This window comes from Bacillus sp. EU55, from assembly GCF_038005925.1.
GTDB lineage: Bacteria > Bacillota > Bacilli > Bacillales > Bacillaceae > Bacillus > Bacillus velezensis.
The window spans coordinates 394,722-412,897 of record NZ_JBBOUE010000001.1 but is presented as its reverse complement, the minus strand read 5'-3'; the positions used below and the strand labels follow the sequence as shown (position 1 = coordinate 412,897).

Annotated in this window: 17 protein-coding genes and 1 pseudogene; 8 read left to right on the top strand and 10 right to left on the bottom strand. The window is 47.0% G+C overall.

Annotation, left to right across the window (positions count from 1 at the left end):
- Positions 1-4: 4 nt before the first annotated feature.
- Positions 5-868, bottom strand: coding sequence for a RhaT/GlcU family sugar-proton symporter (locus NYE50_RS02045; RefSeq protein ID WP_003156317.1), 864 nt, complete (start codon positions 866-868; stop codon positions 5-7).
- A 275-nt stretch (positions 869-1,143) separates the two neighbouring features.
- Here NYE50_RS02045 and NYE50_RS02040 point away from each other — a divergent pair, with 275 nt between their 5' ends.
- Positions 1,144-2,712: an IS1182 family transposase gene (locus NYE50_RS02040; protein ID WP_340762868.1), complete on the top strand. Its 1,569-nt coding sequence runs from the start codon at positions 1,144-1,146 to the stop codon at positions 2,710-2,712.
- Positions 2,713-2,825: 113 nt separating this feature from the next.
- Here NYE50_RS02040 and gabD read toward each other — a convergent pair whose 3' ends face one another.
- Positions 2,826-4,214 carry a succinate-semialdehyde dehydrogenase gene (gene gabD / locus NYE50_RS02035; RefSeq protein ID WP_007410282.1) on the bottom strand — a complete coding sequence of 463 codons (1,389 nt, stop codon included), beginning with the start codon at positions 4,212-4,214 and terminating at the stop codon, positions 2,826-2,828.
- A 105-nt stretch (positions 4,215-4,319) separates the two neighbouring features.
- Positions 4,320-5,627, bottom strand: coding sequence for a 4-aminobutyrate--2-oxoglutarate transaminase (gene gabT, locus NYE50_RS02030; RefSeq protein ID WP_224988913.1), 1,308 nt, complete (start codon positions 5,625-5,627; stop codon positions 4,320-4,322).
- A 107-nt stretch (positions 5,628-5,734) separates the two neighbouring features.
- Between gabT and gabR the strand changes: the two are divergent.
- Positions 5,735-7,144: pseudogene (gene gabR / locus NYE50_RS02025) on the top strand (MocR-like transcriptional regulator GabR).
- A gap of 27 nt (positions 7,145-7,171) precedes the next feature.
- Here gabR and NYE50_RS02020 read toward each other — a convergent pair.
- Positions 7,172-7,486: an ArsR/SmtB family transcription factor gene (locus NYE50_RS02020; protein WP_012116810.1), complete on the bottom strand. Its 315-nt coding sequence runs from the start codon at positions 7,484-7,486 to the stop codon at positions 7,172-7,174.
- Between the two features lie 141 nt (positions 7,487-7,627).
- Here NYE50_RS02020 and NYE50_RS02015 point away from each other — a divergent pair, with 141 nt between their 5' ends.
- The 4 genes from NYE50_RS02015 (at position 7,628) to NYE50_RS02000 (ending at position 11,157) form a co-directional block, all read left to right on the top strand.
- Positions 7,628-7,915: a putative quinol monooxygenase gene (locus NYE50_RS02015; RefSeq protein ID WP_159353778.1), complete on the top strand. Its 288-nt coding sequence runs from the start codon at positions 7,628-7,630 to the stop codon at positions 7,913-7,915.
- 16 nt (positions 7,916-7,931) lie between these two features.
- Complete coding sequence (nfsA, locus tag NYE50_RS02010; RefSeq protein ID WP_013351013.1) at positions 7,932-8,678, top strand: oxygen-insensitive NADPH nitroreductase; 747 nt, start codon at positions 7,932-7,934, stop codon at positions 8,676-8,678.
- A gap of 161 nt (positions 8,679-8,839) precedes the next feature.
- Positions 8,840-9,715 carry a TetR/AcrR family transcriptional regulator gene (locus tag NYE50_RS02005; RefSeq protein ID WP_022552589.1) on the top strand — a complete coding sequence of 292 codons (876 nt, stop codon included), beginning with the start codon at positions 8,840-8,842 and terminating at the stop codon, positions 9,713-9,715.
- Between the two features lie 17 nt (positions 9,716-9,732).
- The gene (locus NYE50_RS02000) at positions 9,733-11,157 is read left to right on the top strand and encodes an MDR family MFS transporter (protein ID WP_017419270.1); all 1,425 of its coding nucleotides are present in this window, start codon (positions 9,733-9,735) and stop codon (positions 11,155-11,157) included.
- A gap of 41 nt (positions 11,158-11,198) precedes the next feature.
- On the opposite strand, the gene NYE50_RS01995 is transcribed toward NYE50_RS02000, so the two are convergent.
- From NYE50_RS01995 to NYE50_RS01980, 4 genes are read right to left on the bottom strand one after another with little or no spacing between them, the layout of a single operon-like run.
- Positions 11,199-12,143 (bottom strand): siderophore ABC transporter substrate-binding protein, encoded by a 945-nt coding sequence (locus NYE50_RS01995; RefSeq protein WP_021495116.1) that lies wholly within the window; start codon positions 12,141-12,143, stop codon positions 11,199-11,201.
- 21 nt (positions 12,144-12,164) lie between these two features.
- A complete protein-coding gene (locus tag NYE50_RS01990) occupies positions 12,165-12,923 on the bottom strand; it encodes an iron ABC transporter ATP-binding protein (RefSeq protein ID WP_022552588.1) in 759 nt (252 codons plus the stop codon).
- Complete coding sequence (locus NYE50_RS01985; protein ID WP_014416905.1) at positions 12,917-13,864, bottom strand: iron chelate uptake ABC transporter family permease subunit; 948 nt, start codon at positions 13,862-13,864, stop codon at positions 12,917-12,919. Before NYE50_RS01985 ends, NYE50_RS01990 begins: the two co-directional genes overlap by 7 nt.
- Positions 13,854-14,807 (bottom strand): ABC transporter permease, encoded by a 954-nt coding sequence (locus NYE50_RS01980; protein WP_015239156.1) that lies wholly within the window; start codon positions 14,805-14,807, stop codon positions 13,854-13,856. The genes NYE50_RS01985 and NYE50_RS01980 overlap by 11 nt, the downstream gene beginning before the upstream one ends.
- 413 nt (positions 14,808-15,220) lie before the next feature.
- Between NYE50_RS01980 and NYE50_RS01975 the strand changes: the two genes are divergently transcribed.
- Positions 15,221-16,585, top strand: coding sequence for an aspartate kinase (locus NYE50_RS01975; protein ID WP_159353777.1), 1,365 nt, complete (start codon positions 15,221-15,223; stop codon positions 16,583-16,585).
- A 79-nt stretch (positions 16,586-16,664) separates the two neighbouring features.
- Complete coding sequence (locus NYE50_RS01970; RefSeq protein WP_395606235.1) at positions 16,665-16,775, top strand: YjcZ family sporulation protein; 111 nt, start codon at positions 16,665-16,667, stop codon at positions 16,773-16,775.
- A gap of 149 nt (positions 16,776-16,924) precedes the next feature.
- Here NYE50_RS01970 and NYE50_RS01965 read toward each other — a convergent pair whose 3' ends face one another.
- The gene (locus NYE50_RS01965; protein WP_003156334.1) at positions 16,925-17,044 is read right to left on the bottom strand and encodes a PhrC/PhrF family phosphatase-inhibitory pheromone; all 120 of its coding nucleotides are present in this window, start codon (positions 17,042-17,044) and stop codon (positions 16,925-16,927) included.
- Positions 17,028-18,176, bottom strand: a complete 1,149-nt coding sequence (locus tag NYE50_RS01960; RefSeq protein WP_159353775.1) for a response regulator aspartate phosphatase — start codon at positions 18,174-18,176, stop codon at positions 17,028-17,030. The genes NYE50_RS01965 and NYE50_RS01960 overlap by 17 nt, the downstream gene beginning before the upstream one ends.

Genomic DNA, 18,176 nt, shown 5'->3' with positions numbered 1-18,176 from the left:
TTTGTTATGAATTTGATTTCGCAACGCCTAAGAATACCGCGGCCACAATGATCAGGATAATCCCGATGGCAATGGCGACCAGCTGACGCTTCGTTTTGCTCTCACGGAGAATAAAGATTCCGCCGAGCGTGCTGATGACGATCCCCATTTGAGAGAGGGAAAAACTTGTCGCAACTCCAACGCGCGGCTGTGAGATGAACAGAAACATATTCCCGAGCGCCCAGATGATTCCCGGCAGAATGTTCTTGAGGGCGTACTTATTAAACGGTTTATGCTTGTACGTCAGGAGCAGTCCGCCGATGACCATCCCGATCGCCTGCGGCAGGAGCGCTGACCATCCGGATACGCCGAACAGCCGGGCCACAACGACATAGACCAAATAACCGAGCGTGGAGATCAGCAGGATGACAATGCCTTTTTTTAAGTTTCCCGGTTCTCCGTCCGCCCGCCCCTTTTTATCTTCTAAAGATGTGAGCACAATCCCGATAATGATAAAAATAAGGGCGAGAATACCCAGCGTAATCGCGATCGGGGTTGACCATTCTTTGAATACGATCACACCGAACAAAGAAGTCGAGACGAGCTGCATTCCCGTTGATATCGGCATCGTTTTTGAAACGCCCATCAGCTGTATGCTTTTAAGCTGATTGCTTTGGCCGAGCGACCAAAACAGCCCCGAGATGATGCCGACAATAAAAATGCGCCCAGACAGCACCGGGTGGACAAACAGATACAACACAAACGAAACGATGAGCGCCCCGATTGTCGTTCCCAGCGTCTGGCTGTAAGGCCCGCCGCCTAATTTGACGTTAAATAACACGATGCTCCCCCAAAATAAAGCCGGGAGAAGAGCCAGTAATATATCCATGATGGCGACCTTCTTTCAATCGTATTTGCTGTTATTTTGTCTGGAATCGAACCGATTATTCCCGCAAGATCAAAAAAGCCTGCCGGCGATATTCACCGGCAGACTGCTCAATAAAAACGGGGCTGGGACAAAACCCACCTCTAAGACGAAAAAAACGGTGAAATTTTACGACGAGTAAACTTTCACCGTTTTTGATTATTTTACAATAAAAAATAAGGACAACTTCTGATAAAATTAAGTTACCATACAAAATCTAATCAGAAAGAAGTGTCCTTATGTTTAAAGATTATACCATGAATCAAATCGTTTTGCCTTTAGATTTAGAAGTAAAGTTACAAAATAATGATATTGCCTACCATGTCCATCATTTAGTGGAAAGTATCCCTCAAGAAGCGTTTGAACCATTTCTTCGAAATGAAGGTTGTCCTGCCTATCATCCACGCATGATGCTTAAAATTATTCTATGTGCCTACACTCAATCTGTCTTTTCAGGGCGTAAAATAGAGGCCCTATTAAAAGACAGTATCCGTATGATGTGGTTAGCTCAAGGGTATGAACCAAGCTACCGTACAATTAACCGATTTCGTGTTCAACCAGTAGTGAAAGATTTAATCCGTCAATGTTTCATCCAATTTCGCTGCCAATTGATTGAAGAAAAACTGATCGATCAAGAAGCGATATTTATCGATGGTACAAAGATTGAAGCGAATGCGAATAAATTTACGTTTGTCTGGAAGAAAGCGATTGAGAAATTTCATCAGCGTTTAATTGATAAGTCAAACCAGTTGTACAATGAGTTGCTTGAGAACGAAATCATACCCCAAATGGAACGGGAAAGTGATGAACAGCTATCATTTGGAGAGCTCACTCAAATGGTTCAAAAAGTAGACGAAGTAGTGACCGAATATGATAAACAAATAGAAGCATCTTCAGACGTTACGGAACGAAAAGCCTTACGAAGGGAACGAAAATACCCGAAACAAGTGCGTAAACAGTTGATTGATTTTATCCTAAGAAAACGGAAGTACCAACAGGATCTTAAAATCTTTGGACCACGTAATAGCTATTCTAAAACAGATCTAGATGCGACATTTATGCGAATGAAAGATGATTATATGAAAAACGGGCAATTGAAAGCTGGTTACAATGTACAAATCGCAACGGAAGGTCAATATGCGCTTGCTTATAGTCTATTTCCAAACCCAACAGATACACGTACGTTAATTCCATTTTTAGATGAGATCGAGCAACATTATTTCGAGTTACCGAAACATATAGTTGCAGATGCAGGTTATGGTAGTGAACAAAACTTTAGTGATATTCTCTCAAACAGAAACCGAGAAGCACTGATAACATATAACATGTTTTTGAAGGAACAAAAGAAAAAGTACAAACAAAATACATTTAATCCTGATAACTGGGTATATGATCAAGAAACCGATACATATACGTGCCCTAATCAGAAACGTTTAGAATTTCAATATCATTCTGTCCGAACGGACGCTACAGGTTTCCAAAGGAGTTTCAAAGTCTACGAGTGCGAAGACTGTTCAGGATGCCCATTCCGTTCATCATGTACCAAGGCAAAAGAAGGAAACAATCGAAAACTAATGGTGAACAAAAAATGGGAACAGCAAAAAGAATATGTGAGAGCGAAGCTTTCAGAAGAGAAAACGAGTGCCATCTATCGAAAACGTAAAACCGATGTGGAACCAGTTTTTGGATTCTTGAAGGCTAATTTGCGTTTCACTCGATTTTCTGTACGAGGAAAATCGAAGGTAGCAAACGAAATGGGTCTCGCATTAATGGCAGTGAATTTAAGAAAATTCACTGCCAACTTCTAAGGTAATAGAAGAATTTATACATAAAAATAAAGAAAGATGAATTTGAGTACCCCCAAATTCACCTTTCTCATTATTTGAAGCTAGTTTTGTCCCAGCCACTTCTTTTCGGCTCATTAAAGTCCGATAGACATGTATTTGGTTTCCAGGTACGGTTCAATGCCTTCCGTACCGCCTTCACGGCCGATGCCGCTTTCTTTCATTCCTCCGAACGGCGCTTGAACCGCGGACGGACCGCCGTCATTCCAGCCGATGATACCGTATTCAAGCTGTTCAGAAATATAGATGCCGCGGCGGTAGTTTTCTGTGAAGAAATAAGCCGCAAGCCCGAACGGCGTATCGTTCGCAAGCTTGATCGCTTCATCAATATCTGAGAACGTAACGATCGGCGCAACCGGGCCGAATGTTTCTTCATGCATGATGTTCATGGATGTATCTACATTTGACAGCACGGTCGGTGTCACGAAATAGCAGCCTTTTTCATCGTTTTGGTCATACGTTCCGCCCGTCAGCACTTTTGCGCCTTTTTCCACGGCGTCATTAATTTGGCCGACGATTTTATCGAAGCCTTTTTTGTTGATGACAGGGCCGACGTTTACGCCTTTTTCAAGACCGTTTCCGACTTTGAGTTTCGCAGCTTCTTCACTCAGTTTTTTCGCAAACTCGTCTTTTACGGATTCGTGTACGATCAGCCGGTTCGCACAGACGCAGGTTTGGCCGGCATTTCTGAATTTAGAGGCCATTGTTTGGGCTACCGCCAGATCAAGATCAGCGTCTTCATCCACGATCAGCGGCGCATGTCCGCCAAGCTCCATTGACATATGTTTTACGGTGTCGGCGCTGTTTTTCATCAGGATTTTGCCGACAGGCGTTGAGCCGGTAAAGGTAATTTTGCGGATTTTCGGGCTGCTGGTGAAGACGTTTCCGATTTCGGCTCCGTCACCGATCACCACTTGCAGCACGTCCTTCGGAATTCCCGCTTCATATGCGAGACGCGCAAGGGCGTAAGCGGAAAGCGGCGTATCCTCCGCCGGTTTGATGATGAACGTACAGCCTGCCGCCAAAGCGGGCGCGGCTTTTCTTGTAATCATCGCATTCGGGAAATTCCACGGCGTGATCGCGGCTACCGGGCCGACCGCCTGACGGGTGACGACAATCCGTTTGCCCGTTGTCGGCGCAGGTACTGTTCTGCCGTAAATCCGTTTTGCTTCTTCGGCGAACCATTCAATATAGCCGGCGCCGTATAAAACTTCTCCGACCGCTTCTTCGTACGGTTTGCCGTTTTCTTTCGTAATTAACTCCGCAAGTTCTTCTTTATTTTCAACAATCAGCTCATACCATTTTCTCAAAAGTGAGGCACGTTCTCCCGCTGATGTTTTGGACCATGATTGAAACGCTTGATGTGAACGTTCAATCGCTTTTTCAACATCTTCGGCCGTCTGCTGGGGGATGCTTTCGATCGCCTCTCCCGTTGCCGGGTTGTACACTGTTAATTGTTCTGGCATATTGAACATTCCTTTCTCTGCTATAGTAAAGCCATTGAATGCTAGTTGATGTATCTCACACTTTCATGATAGCAGACACATCCGCCGGCATTCCAATAATTGAACTCACAGAGCTACTTCGATAATGGAAAGGCCTTCTTTGAGCTGCTCATCCGTCACGACAAGCGGCGTCAGGAATCTGATAATGTTGCCGTTAATGCCGGCCGTCAGCAGCAGCAGTCCGTTCTCGTTCGCCGTTTTAGCGATCGCCGCGGCTTTTGCTTTGTCCGGTTCCCGCGTGTCCGGATCTTTGACAATTTCGATGGCCGCCATCGCACCGAGTCTGCGCACTTCTCCGATGCAGGCATGCTCTTTTTTCCACTCGCGCGCTTGATGCTCGATGATCCGGCCGATCTCCTCGGAACGCTGATTCAGCCCTTCTTCTTCAATAATATCCAAGACCGCAAGCGCAGCCGCACAGCCGAGCGGGCTTCCCGCATATGTGCCCCCGAGTTCACCCGGCGCGGCGGCATCAAGCATTTCCGCCCGGCCGATGACGCCGCTCAGCGGCAATCCGGCCGCAAGTGATTTGGATACGGTGATCAAATCAGGAACGGCTCCGAAATGCTCAATCGCAAAATATGTTCCCGTTCTGGCAAAACCGGTCTGGATCTCATCCGCTACAAAAACGATGCCGTGTTTTTTACAAAAAGCGGCGACGTGCTGCACGAAACGTTTTGACGGAATGATGAAGCCGCCTTCTCCCTGAACCGGCTCCATTACGACACAGGCGACGGTTTCCGGTGCAACTGCGGCGATAAAGAAATCCTCAAAAGCGCTGATGATAAAGTCGTCATACTGCTCGTCGCTCATGCCGGCCGGCTTTTGATAATAGTAAGGAAACGGCGCCTGATACACCTCTGAGGCAAATGGGCCGAAACCGAATTTATAAGGATTCACCTTGCTCGTCATGCTCATCGTCATGTTCGTGCGGCCGTGGAACCCTCTTGTAAATGACACGACAGCCTGGCGCTTCGTATATTTTCTGGCGATTTTCACGGCGTTTTCCACCGCTTCCGCCCCCGAATTGAGAAAAATCGCTTTTTTCGCATGATCTCCCGGCGCAAGGGCGCAAAGTTTTTCGGCCAGCTCAATATAAGACGGATACATCATAACGTTAAAACCCGGGTGAATCAGATCCTCCGCCTGTTTCTTCACGGCCTCCACCACTTTCGGATGGGAATGGCCGACATTCAGCGTTCCGATCGCTCCGGCAAAATCAATGAATCGTCTGCCGTCCAAATCGTACAAAAGCGCCCCTTCCCCTTTTACCGCCATGCCGCGGTTTCCGTTGCCGACCCCCTTGGAAACGAATTGATCCCGTTTTTGCTGCCACTGGGCAGTTGTCACTTCCGATGATGCTGTTCGACTCATAGATTCCATCCCCCTGCATTGTTTTCTTATCATTCTGACTTCTTTTTGGTATGATGAAAAGTACCAAAATCAATTTATCCATGGTATCAGAAAGGAGCAGGGTCTGGATGCTGACGATTTCCATTGATCATTCGGAAACGGCGGATTATATCTATCAGCAGATCTATCAGCACATAAAAGCGGCCGTTTTGAAGCGCAGCCTGATGCCTCACACAAAGGTGCCGTCTAAACGGGAGCTTGCCGAGACGCTGAAGGTCAGCGTGAATTCAGTGAATTCAGCTTATCAGCAGCTGCTTTCAGAAGGTTATTTATATGCGGTCGAAAGAAAAGGCTTTTTCGTGGAGGAAATTGATACGGTTTATCATGAAGAAGCGCCTTCGCTCCTATTGCCTGATGATTTGAAAGAGCGGGAGCCGGATAAGAGCGGCTGAATTTCGTTTTCTCATATGAGCGTGGATACGGCGCATTTCCCCCTGAAAAGCTGGTTCCGCTGTGAGCATAAAGCAGCCGCCCGTTCATTTCACACACTCGGAGAACTCGTCCATCCGCAAGGTTTATATGAAGTCCGTGAAACAATTTCGCGCCTTATTTCCCTGACAAGGGGCGTTACATGCCGCCCGGAACAAATCGTGCTCGGAGCGGGCACGCAAATGCTGGTGCAGCTGCTGACGGAACTGCTGCCAAAAGACGCGCTCTACGCCATGGAGAACCCGGGATATATGAGGATGTACCGGCTGCTGCAAAACCTCGGGAAAAAGACAGCAACGACCGGCCTTGATGAGAAAGGCATGTCCATGGCCGAAATCGAAAAGCGCCGGCCCTCTGTATTGATCACCACGCCTTCCCATCAATTCCCCTCAGGCGTGATCATGCCGGCTTCCCGGCGGATTCAGCTTTTAAACTGGGCCGCCGAACAGAACGGCCGCTTCATCATTGAAGATGATTATGACAGTGAATTTAAATATGACGCCGATACGATACCGGCGCTTCAAAGCCTTGACCGGTTTCAAAATGTCATCTACATGGGGACCTTTTCAAAATCCCTTTTCCCAGGTCTGCGCATCAGCTATATGGTTCTGCCGCCCGGGCTTTTGCGGACGTTCAAAGAGAGAACGTATGACCTGCATACGTGCAGTACGCTTGCCCAGCTCGCGCTGAAAGAATTTATCGATTCAGGTGAATATCAGAAACATATTAAAAAGATGAAGCAGCATTATAAGAACATGCGGGAACGCCTCATTTCGGCTTTGGAAGAAACATTCGGAGATAGAATCAGTGTAAAGGGCGCCAATGCGGGGCTTCATTTTGTCACTGAGTTTGACTGCGCCCGTTCAGAAAAAGAGATATTGGCACGGGCGGATGCAGAACAGCTCGATCTGTTTGCGATGAGCCGGTTCCGTCTGAAAGCGGGAGGCGATTCAAACAAGCCGCAGCTCATTCTGGGATTCGCCCGCCTGAAGGAGAGCGATATTCAAGAAGGCGTCTACAGACTTTACCGGGCAGTTTTCGGCGCATAAAAAAACCCCCGGAATTCGGGGACTTATTTACCAGCGGTCCGGTTCTGTCTGCAAAATCGCCTCCAGCAGGCCGGGAAACGCCGCTTGTAAATCATCTTTGCGCAGGGAATAATAACGGTGCTTCCCGTCTATGCGCACTTGGGCGATCCCCGCTTCCCGCAGCACTTTGAAGTGATGGGACAGCGTTGATTTAGCGACCCGGACATCAGCGCAGGTTCCGCACGTTTTTTCTGTTGTTTCCGCCAATTGTTTGACCAGCTCTAAGCGGAGCGGATCACTCAGAGCATGAAGAACCTTTGTCAGCTGTAAGCGTTCGGTTTCAGGATGGTTTGGAATGTTCATGAGTCAAATGTAACACATAAAAGCGGCGGGTGACAATTTAGGCGGTGAGGGTTTTTCCTTTACCATTCGCAATGATACATGTTACAGTTAGTTCGATAATATTCGAACTATAACAAATTAACTCAATCAGGAGGAATAACAATGATCGTCTTACAGGCTTACATGAAAGTAAAAGCGGATAAACGCGAGGAATTTTTAGGAGAAGCGCAATCACTTGTTCAGCATTCACGCGCGGAAGAAGGAAATGTGCAATACGATCTTTTCGAAAAAGTCGGTGAGGAAAATACTTTCGTCATGCTTGAACAATGGAAAGATGAAGAAGCGATGAAATCCCACAACGCCACTGACCACTTCCAAGGATTCGTGGCAAAAGCCAAAAACCTGCTGAGTGCGCCGCTTGACGTCGTCCGCACAGAGCTATCAGAGTAACGAAAGGATGAATGACATGAATGAAGTCCTTCAAATATTAACAGACCACCGTTCCATCCGGAGCTACACCGATGAGCCCGTATCAGATGAACAGCTGGATCTTATCATCCAAGCGGCTCAAGCAGCGCCGACCTCCATTAACGGCCAGCAATTTACCGTTATTGCGGTAAAGGATAAAGAACGAAAGAAAAAAATATCCGAATTGGCTGGCGGCCAGCCGTGGATTGACCAAGCGCCGGTTTTCTTATTATTCTGCGCCGATTTTAACCGCGCCAAAATTGCGCTTGAAGAATATAATGATACACCGCTTGAGGTGACGAACGGTTTAGAGTCCGTTCTTGTCGGAGCCGTAGATGTCGGGATTGCGCTCGGTACGGCAACAGCTGCGGCTGAATCAATGGGACTCGGCACTGTGCCGATCGGCGCCGTGCGCGGCAAGCCGGATGAACTGATTGAATTGCTGAAACTCCCGAAATACGTTTTCCCGGTTTCCGGTCTCGTCATCGGCCATCCGGCAGACCGCTCCGCGAAAAAACCGCGTCTGCCGCAAGCAGCCGTTCTTCATCATGAAACGTATCAAGAGGAAGGTTTAAGAACACATATTGAGGCTTATGACAAGCAGATGTCCGAATACATGCAAAACCGCACCGGCGGACAGGAAACAAGAAACTGGTCACAAGGCATTACCTCCTACTATAAACAGCTTTATTATCCTCACATTCGTGAAATGCTTGAAAAACAAGGGTTTAAAACGGATAAATAAGCGCATCAGCCTGCCGGAAACACTCCGGCAGGCTTTTTCTTTTTCACAAACAAAAGCGTTGACACTGTGTAAAAATTTTTGTTAATATTTTCATCATATACTCATTGGTTTTCTGTGAACCGATGGGTTTTCTATTGTGACGAAAGAAGGAATCTGGGCTTATGAATGATAAGAAAACGGATATTCTGCTGGCGGCAAGAAAGCTTTTTTCCGGGAAAAGCTTTTCGTCAGTTTCGATGCAGGCGATCGCAGAGGAGTGCAAAGTCTCCAAAGCATCTTTATATAAGCTGTTTGAATCAAAGGAAGACCTGCTCCTGGAGCTGCTCGACTTTAACCAGAAACAGATGGTAGCCGCCGCTTCATTATTGAATGAAGAAACAAGCCTCTCCCCTGAGGAACGGTTTGCCAAAAAACTGATGGCTGAGCTTGAAGGCTTCAGGCGCAATCAGCAGTTTTTTAATATGCTGATGTACGGAAGCCCCTCTTCCATTAATGAGCGGGTAAAACGGCATATTCACAGGGCCCGCTCCACCTTTATCTGCTGGCATCGCGATTCACTGATTCAGACGTACGGCGATGACATTATTCCTTATGTATGGGAGCTGGTGATCGTCCTGCAGGGGCTCCTGAGAGAGTGCATCACGCTGATTAAGCTGGAAAAAGAACCGCTCGCCCTGGAGCCGCTCACGGAGTTTATCATCCGCCATCTCAATCTCATCGTCGAAAACAGGACAACCGAAACCGCTTTGCCTCAGGAGATGATTGACCTTTATATCGCCTCCGCTTCCTCATTTGAGCCGAAAGACAAAACCGTATTGCTGGCTGAAAGCCTGAAGGAACTGAAAGAAGCCGTCTCAGCCCTTCCGGAGGAAAAATATGACGCCGCAGGACTCGCTTCCGCGGCGGCTATGCTGGAGAAAGAATCAGCGGACAAACAGCCGCGGGATTTTCTCATCAAAGCGCTCATCGGTTATTTGGAGCAGGCCGGACCGCTGCACCAGCCGCTTGCAGCCGTTAAAACATTGCTCAAACTATAAAGAAAGAAGGAATCAGCTTGAATAAGAGTATTAAAACTGCACCATACAACCGCTCTGTCATCGTCGGGATTCTTTTGGCGGGTGCGTTCGTCGCCATTTTGAACCAGACACTGCTTATCACGGCGCTGCCGCACATTATGAATGACTTCAATATAGACGCCAACAAAGCGCAATGGCTGACAACGTCGTTTATGCTGACGAACGGGATTTTGATTCCGATTACCGCGTTTTTAATAGAGAAATTTACAAGCCGCACCCTCTTGATTTCCGCCATGAGTATTTTCACGGCGGGCACCATTGTCGGCGCATTCGCCCCGAACTTTCCGGTGCTCTTAACGGCCCGGATTATTCAGGCGGCCGGCGCCGGAATTATGCTGCCTCTCATGCAGACGGTATTTCTCACGATTTTCCCGATGGAAAAGCGCGGCCGCGCCATGGGTATGGTCGGCTTGGTTATTTCGTTCGCGCCGGCGATCGGCCCGACGCTTTCCGGATGGGCGGTCGAAGCATTCTCTTGGCGGTCTTTGTTTTATATTATCTTCCCGATCGCAGTCATCGATTTGCTTTTAGCGATTATTCTGATGAAAAACGTCACGACATTACGAGAAACACAGATTGATATTTTATCTGTGATCTTATCGACCCTCGGATTCGGCGGTCTGCTTTACGGCTTCTCAAGCGCCGGTTCATCAGGGTGGACCAGTACTGAAGTGCTGACTTCGCTGCTTGTCGGAGCGGTCGCGCTGATTTTCTTTATCGCAAGACAGATGAAGCTCAAAAAACCGATGCTGGAATTCCGCGTGTTTTCTTTCGGGATTTTCAGCCTGACCACCCTGCTCGGAACGCTTGTTTTCGCGCTGCTGATCGGAACGGAAACCATTCTCCCGCTTTACACGCAAAAAGTCCGGGGCGTATCCGCGTTTGATACCGGATTAATGCTTTTGCCGGGCGCGATTGTGATGGGGATGATGTCTCCGTTTATCGGCCGGGTGTTTGACAAAATCGGCGGAAAAGGCCTTGCGATGACCGGATTCTTCATCATCCTGCTCACGTCCCTGCCGTTTATGAATCTGACGGACTCGACGTCTCTCATTTGGATTGTCGTCGTTTATACCGCGCGGCTTTTGGGAACAGCCATGATTATGATGCCGGTAACGACAGCGGGAATCAACGCCCTGCCGCGCCACTTAATTCCGCACGGCACAGCCATGAACAATACCGTCCGCCAAGTCGGCGGTTCTATCGGTACGGCGCTTTTAGTTTCCGTGATGAGCAGCCAGGCCGCGCACGCAAATGCGTCAACTCCGGCAAACGCCGCCCTGCACGGCATGAATGCGGCATTTGTCGTAGCCGCCTGCATCGCGCTGGCCGGCTTCCTCCTATCTTTTATATTGAAGAAAAAACCGCGTCAGCCCGAGCAGCAGCAGGCCGTTACGCGGTAAACCAAAAAGAACACGATCACGTATGTGACCGGGTTCTTTTTTTACTTCTCGATTCCGTCTTTTACTTCTTTCACCATTTGCGCCATGGATTCCAGGCCGCCTCCTGATAAATACCATGTAGCTGAATCAAGGTAGACAACATGGTTGTTTTTCACGGCTTTCACCGATTTTACATAATCATTCTCAACCACTTGTTTTGTTGAAGATTTTGTGCCGATCGCTGTTCCGCGGTCAACGACAAACATGTAATCAGGGTTTGTTTTGGCAATATATTCATAGGAAATGCTTTGTCCGTGCAGTGAGGCTTCAATGTTTTTGTCAGCCGGTTTGACGCCGAACACATCATGAATGAAGCCGTATCTTGATTTAGATCCGAACGCGCTGATTTTGCCGTCGTTCGCCATCACCACTAACCCGTTTTTATCCGTGCTGCTTGTCTTTTTCTTCAGATCCGCAATAGATTTGTCAATTTTCGCAAGCTTATCTTTCACTTCATTTTCTTTGTTAAAGATTTTGCCGATCACTTCGGTGTTGTGCTTGAATCTGTCAACGTAGTTTGTATAGTCATCATCAAGATAAATCGTCGGCGCGATTTTTGAGAACTCTTTATAAGAATCAGATTGTCTGTGGGCGATAATGATTAAATCCGGATCAATATCCGCGACTTTTTCAAAATCCGGTTCTTTTAAACCGCCGGTATTGGCGTATTTATCACTTTTATATGAAGATAAGTATTTTGGAAGGTTTTGTTTCGGAAGTCCCGCCACGTGATCCTGTAAACCGAGTTCATCCATCGTGTCCAGCATTCCGAAGTTGAATACGACGACTTTTTTCGGATTCTTCGGCACTTTGACTCCTTCTTTGTTCAGGTCATCTTTGATTGTGATTGTTTCTTTTGATTTGCCTGATGTTTTGTCCCCGTTTCCGCATGCAGAAACAACAAAAATCGTAACTAGCGCAATGAATAGCAATGCGATTTTTTTCATGGTTTTCACCTCATCTGGTTTTTAAGAAAAGTACACACCGATCCGCTGACTGTCAATCTCTTGAATCGGGATGGTCATATCATAAATATCTTCAAGCACGGAGGTTTCAATGATCTCCTCCGCCGGCCCTTCTTTGACGATCCGGCCGTTTTTCAGTGCGACGATATGGTCTGAATATACGGATGCGAAGTTGATATCGTGAATCACTACGACGACCGTTTTTCCGAAGTCTTCCACAAGCCGCTTCAACAGCTTCATCATTTCAACGGAATGCTTCATATCTAAATTGTTCAGCGGCTCATCGAGAAAAATATAGTCGGTATCCTGAGCGATGATCATCGCGATAAATGCCCTCTGGCACTGGCCTCCGCTGAGCTGATCGAGGTATTTATCCTTTAAATCATCCAGCTTCATATAACTGAGGGCCTGGTTGATATGCACCCAATCTTCATCCGTCAGTTTCCCTTGGGAATACGGAAATCTGCCGAAGCTGACCAGGTCTTTAATTGTCAGTCTGATATTGATTTGGTTCGTCTGCTTCAAGATGCTGATTTTTTTCGCCAGATCGTTGCTTTTACAGGCCCCGATCTCTTGCCCGTCGACCGTGATTTCCCCGGAATCCGTCTTAATCAGCCGGCTCATGATAGACAGCAGCGTGCTTTTTCCCGCGCCGTTCGGACCGATAAATGAGGTGAGCCTGCCCTTTTGAATGGATAGAGACGTTTTCTCAAGGACGACTTTCCCTCCGTATTGTTTGCTTACATTTTTGACCTCTACCATGATTTATTCTCCTTTAACAGCAGATAGATAAAATAAATCCCGCCGGCAAAATTAATGATGACGCTCAGCGTCGTGGAAAACGTGAACACTTTCTCCACGACGAACTGGCCTCCGACGAGCGCGACGATGCTGATCAGGACAGAACCCGCGATTAAATACGTGTGCCTGTAGGTTTTTAAAAACTCTCTCGCCAGATTGACGACAAGCAGTCCTAAAAACATAATCGGCCCCACAAGAGCCGTAGAGACAGACACAAGAATGGCGACGACAATGAGCATCTGTTTCACAAGCTTATCGTAGTCAATCCCCAGGTTGACGGCGTGCTCCCTGCCGAGCGACAGCACGTCAAAAAACCGCGTGAACCGCCAGACATAAATGCCCGTCAGAAGAAAGACAGCACCGGCAAACCATAAAAGATCGGTGTTGATATTGTTAAAGCTGGCAAACATTTTGTCCTGAACAACCTGGAACTCATTCGGATCAATCAGCATCTGCATAAAGGATGACAGACTGTTGAACAGCGTGCCGAACACGACGCCGACAAGCAGAAGGAAAAACACGTTCCGCCCCTCGCCTTTAAACATGAGCTGATACAAAACGAGTGACAAGAGCACCATCAGCCCGACGGAGATGACGAAATTAAGATTTTTGTTCATCATGACGATATTCATTGAACCGAACAGGAACACGATGACGGTCTGAATGAGCATATACAGGGAATCGAGGCCTAAAATGCCCGGTGTCAGTATGCGGTTATTTGTAATCGTCTGGAAGATGACCGTTGAAAACGCGATCGCTCCTCCGGTAAGCATCATGGCAAGCACTTTGAAGCATCGTCTCGGCAGGGAGTATTCCCAATTGCCCAGTCCGTAGAACAGGAAGAATCCGATACATATCATGGCGAGCGCCGCCAGCAGCGTAATTTTTTTATTATGACTCATATGCTTTTCTCCTTAACAGCATATACAGGAAGATGCCGCTGCCGATAACACCGACCATCAGGCCGATGGAAATTTCGTACGGGAAGATGATCACCCTTCCCAAAATGTCGCAAAACAGCACAAAAACAGCGCCCAGCAGAGCGGTGTGGGGCAAGCTGCTCCTCAGGTTGTCCCCTTTGTAAATCGACACCATATTGGGAATGATCAAACCGAGAAACGGCAGCATCCCGACGGTCAGGATCACCAGTGAAGCGATGAGCGACACGATAATCAGACCGATATTAACGACGCGTTTGTATTTCAGGCCGAGATTGACGGAAAAGCTCTCTCCCATTCCCGCCACCGTAAATTTATCCGCATACACATAAGCGATGATCACCAGCGGGATACTCAGATATAAAAGCTCATACCGGCCTTTGACGACCAGTGAAAAATCTCCCTGCAGCCAAGATGACAGGTTTTGGATCAGATCGTATTTATATGCGATAAACGTGGCGATTGAGCTGACGATGTTCCCAAGCATTAAACCAACGAGAGGAATAAAAATCGCATCATTGAATTTGATTCTCTCGAGGATTTTCATGAACAGGAAATTTCCCGCCAACGCGAAAACGAAAGCGATAGACATTTTCACAAGCGGACTCGCTGACGTAAAAAGCATTAATGAAATCAAAATTCCGAGCCTTGCCCAGTCCATCGTTCCCGCAGTCGTCGGCGATACAAATTTATTCCGGCTGATCTGCTGCATGATTAATCCGCAGATGCTCAGGCTCATGCCGGCGATGATAATGCTCACCAAACGCGGCAGCCGGCTGTCAAATAATGTACCTGCCTGTTCTTTATTTAAATGAAAAATATCCAGCGGCGACAAATCTTCTACACCGATAAATATAGAAGTACACGCCAAAACCGCCAGTAGCAAAAGTAAGTAACGTAGCTTCATGCTGCCTCCCTGCACCCATCACAAACGGTATGACTGATTGCCAAACAACTCCCATATATCCCACTCGTAATGATTATCATTATCAACAACAATTATAATCTTATCATCTTTCCAAGCGCAGTCAATACAGTTTTGCTTTCAAAAGCGGTCATCCGCGGGCCGTACACTAAATTGTCTTACAATCAGTCTATCAAGAATTTGCAGGATTTTCTATAACCTTCATTTGGCTGCTTATCATTTTTTGCACATGATGACACGCTTGAGGGAAACAAATCTGACAAACAGCGGCAAAATTCCTCCATGAAAATACAAATGTTCTCCCCACGTAGAAAAAATCCTTGATTTACATGTTTGAAAGAGAGATAATAAAAATTAAATTTGTGAGAAAATTTAAATATTAGGGGATGTAAATCATGAAAGTTGTAAAATTCGGAGGCAGCTCTCTTGCGTCAGGAGCCCAGCTTGAGAAAGTGTTTCAAATCGTGACGGCTGATCCCGCGCGGAAAGCCGTCGTCGTATCGGCACCGGGAAAACGCTTCTCGGACGATACAAAGGTGACGGATCTGTTAATCCGCTGTGCGGAGCATTATTTACAAAAAGGTGCAGCACCCGGGCTTGCCGAAACGGTCATTGAACGGTACGCCGCCATCGCGCGTGAGCTGAACCTGGATTTCTCTATTATAGAAAGAATCCGCAGTGACCTATTCGCTCTCTTAAACAGCTGTAAAACCAATCCTGAACAATATATGGATGCGGTGAAGGCGAGCGGCGAGGACAACAACGCGAAGCTGATCGCAGCCTACTTCCGACGGCAGGGCGTGAAAGCGGAATACGTAAGTCCGAAAGAAGCGGGGCTGTTTGTGACGAATGAACCCGGAAGCGCGCAGGTGCTCCCTGAGTCTTATGATCATTTGTACCGCCTGAGAAACCGGGAAGGCTTGATCATTTTTCCGGGATTTTTCGGTTACACGAAGGAGCATGAGATTGTGACGTTTTCCCGGAGCGGTTCTGATATTACCGGCTCCATTCTCGCCAGCGGCTTAAAAGCCGACCTGTACGAAAACTTTACTGATGTGGATGCCGTCTATTCCGTCAACCCGTCAATCGTGCAGCATCCGAAAGAAATTAACGAACTGACGTATCGGGAAATGCGTGAGCTCTCCTATGCCGGATTTTCCGTTTTTCATGATGAAGCGCTGATTCCCGCATTTCGGGCCGGCATCCCCGTTCAGATTAAGAATACGAATAATCCGGATGCGAAAGGAACACGTGTCGTCAGCAGCCGTGACAATACGAACGGTCCAGTCATCGGCATCGCAAGCGACACGGGCTTTTGCAGCATTTACATAAGCAAATATTTAATGAACCGGGAAATCGGTTTCGGCCGCAAAGCCCTTCACATTTTGGAGGAAGAAGGATTGACGTATGAACACGTTCCATCCGGCATTGACGACATCACGATCATCCTTCGGCACAATCAGATGGACTCAGAACTGGAACACAGGCTCGTCACCCGTCTGAAGCAGGAACTTCAAGCAGATGAAGTCACAGTCAGGCACAATCTGGCGCTGATTATGGTCGTCGGGGAAGCGATGCGCCATAATGTCGGCACAACCGCCAGGGCATCCAAAGCACTGTCTGAAGCCGGCGTCAACATCGAGATGATTAATCAAGGGTCATCGGAAGCCAGCATGATGTTCGGAGTGAAAGAAGAACAGGAAAAACACGCGGTGCGGGCGCTGTATGACGAATTTTTCGCCGGAGTCTTACTCTCATAGGACACCGCCTCTTTTTTCTCTTGTCCACTAATATCCCTTACAAAGCAGCTTCTTTTACATATTGTATGGTATAGACAATATGGAGGTGAAGCTCATGTCAGGATATTCTGGAATCAGCTCTTTCGCTTTGATCGTTGTTTTATTTATCCTGTTGATTATTGTTGGTACTGCCTTCGTTGGCGGTTTCTAAGCATCACTCCGTCTATATGAGGACGCTGCGGGTTTTGACCTGCGGCGTTTTCTTTTGTTTTCCGCCGCTGTCCGAGCCCGGCCGCGCAAAAAAAAGACTGCCGGGAATATTCCCAGGCAGTCTTTTCCTTTGTTCAGGTTATTTTCTTCTCACGTCATTCCTCTTTCAGCTACATGGAATTCAGCCTGATCTGTCTGGCCTGCACCTGTCACTGTAAAAATCGCGGCGGCTGCTAAACAAATAACAAACCATTTAGATTTCAATTTCATACAAACCCTCACTCCTTTGTATTTGTTTCCTTGCCTCTTCGACTTTCAGAAAATAGTCAGAAGAAATTTTAAAGCAATTTTGTTCATAGTAATATTTAGCTGCTTCTAGTGCTAAATCCTCTATATCGGCGTATAAATTTTTATCTTCCAGGTAACGGAAACACGCGCTGATTGTTTCCTCATCCGGTTTCGCCTGATACAGAGCCTGCAGCCATTCGAATTTTACCGTGTAAACGGGATCGTCTGTTTCTTTAGCATATTCATATCCCCGCTTGTGATATTCCGACGCTTTTTCTTTTTTTCCGAGTTTAAAGTAAATGAGTGTGATTAGAAAATATGCTTGAGGAAGAGAATTGACGATTCTTTGTGATTCAAATGTATCGACCGCCCGTTCAAAGTACGGAATCGCTTCACCGATGCGGTCCTGATTGTAGTAGCACAGTCCGAGGTTATACAGCGCCCTCCCGACAAGCTGCGCTTTTTGTTCTTTTTCGGCCATTTGCAGAGCGTGCTGAAAATGTTTGGCCGCCTGTTCAAAGCGCCTTTCATCCATTAAATTGACGCCGAATACAAAATGGCATTGAATGATCCGGACGTTATATGTGTCCTGCTCTACGTAAATTTCATAAGCGTTTTTTATATGTATCAAAGAAAAATACGTTTGTTTCATATGATAATAAGCTTCGGCCACTTTAAAATAAAACTCCGCCCGTTCCACGTGGTCCGATACGAAGGCCAGTTTTTTCTCAGCTTGTTTATAATATGTAATCGCTGAGATAAATTCTCTTTTATCAAATTCAAACATGCCTTTGAAAAAGTTGACATAATAATCGAGAAGCTCTTTGAGGCCGGCCTGGCTGTTATCAATGTTATCAAGAATTTCCGACAGGGTCGGCTGGTCTTCTATCTTCAATTTTTCCAGCGGCTCCAAGTAGTCCAGCATCAGCTGATGGCGAAATTCCATGAGGGAATAATAAAGCACTAAGTTCGAATCAGGCTCCATACGGTCAAGCTCTTGTTTGATCTCGGCTTTCAAGATCTCCGCATCCGGCACGCTGAATGTTCTGATGTATCGATACCACTCGTTAATTTTCTGCCCGACTGCTGAAGAAGGAATTAACCCGCTCTTCAT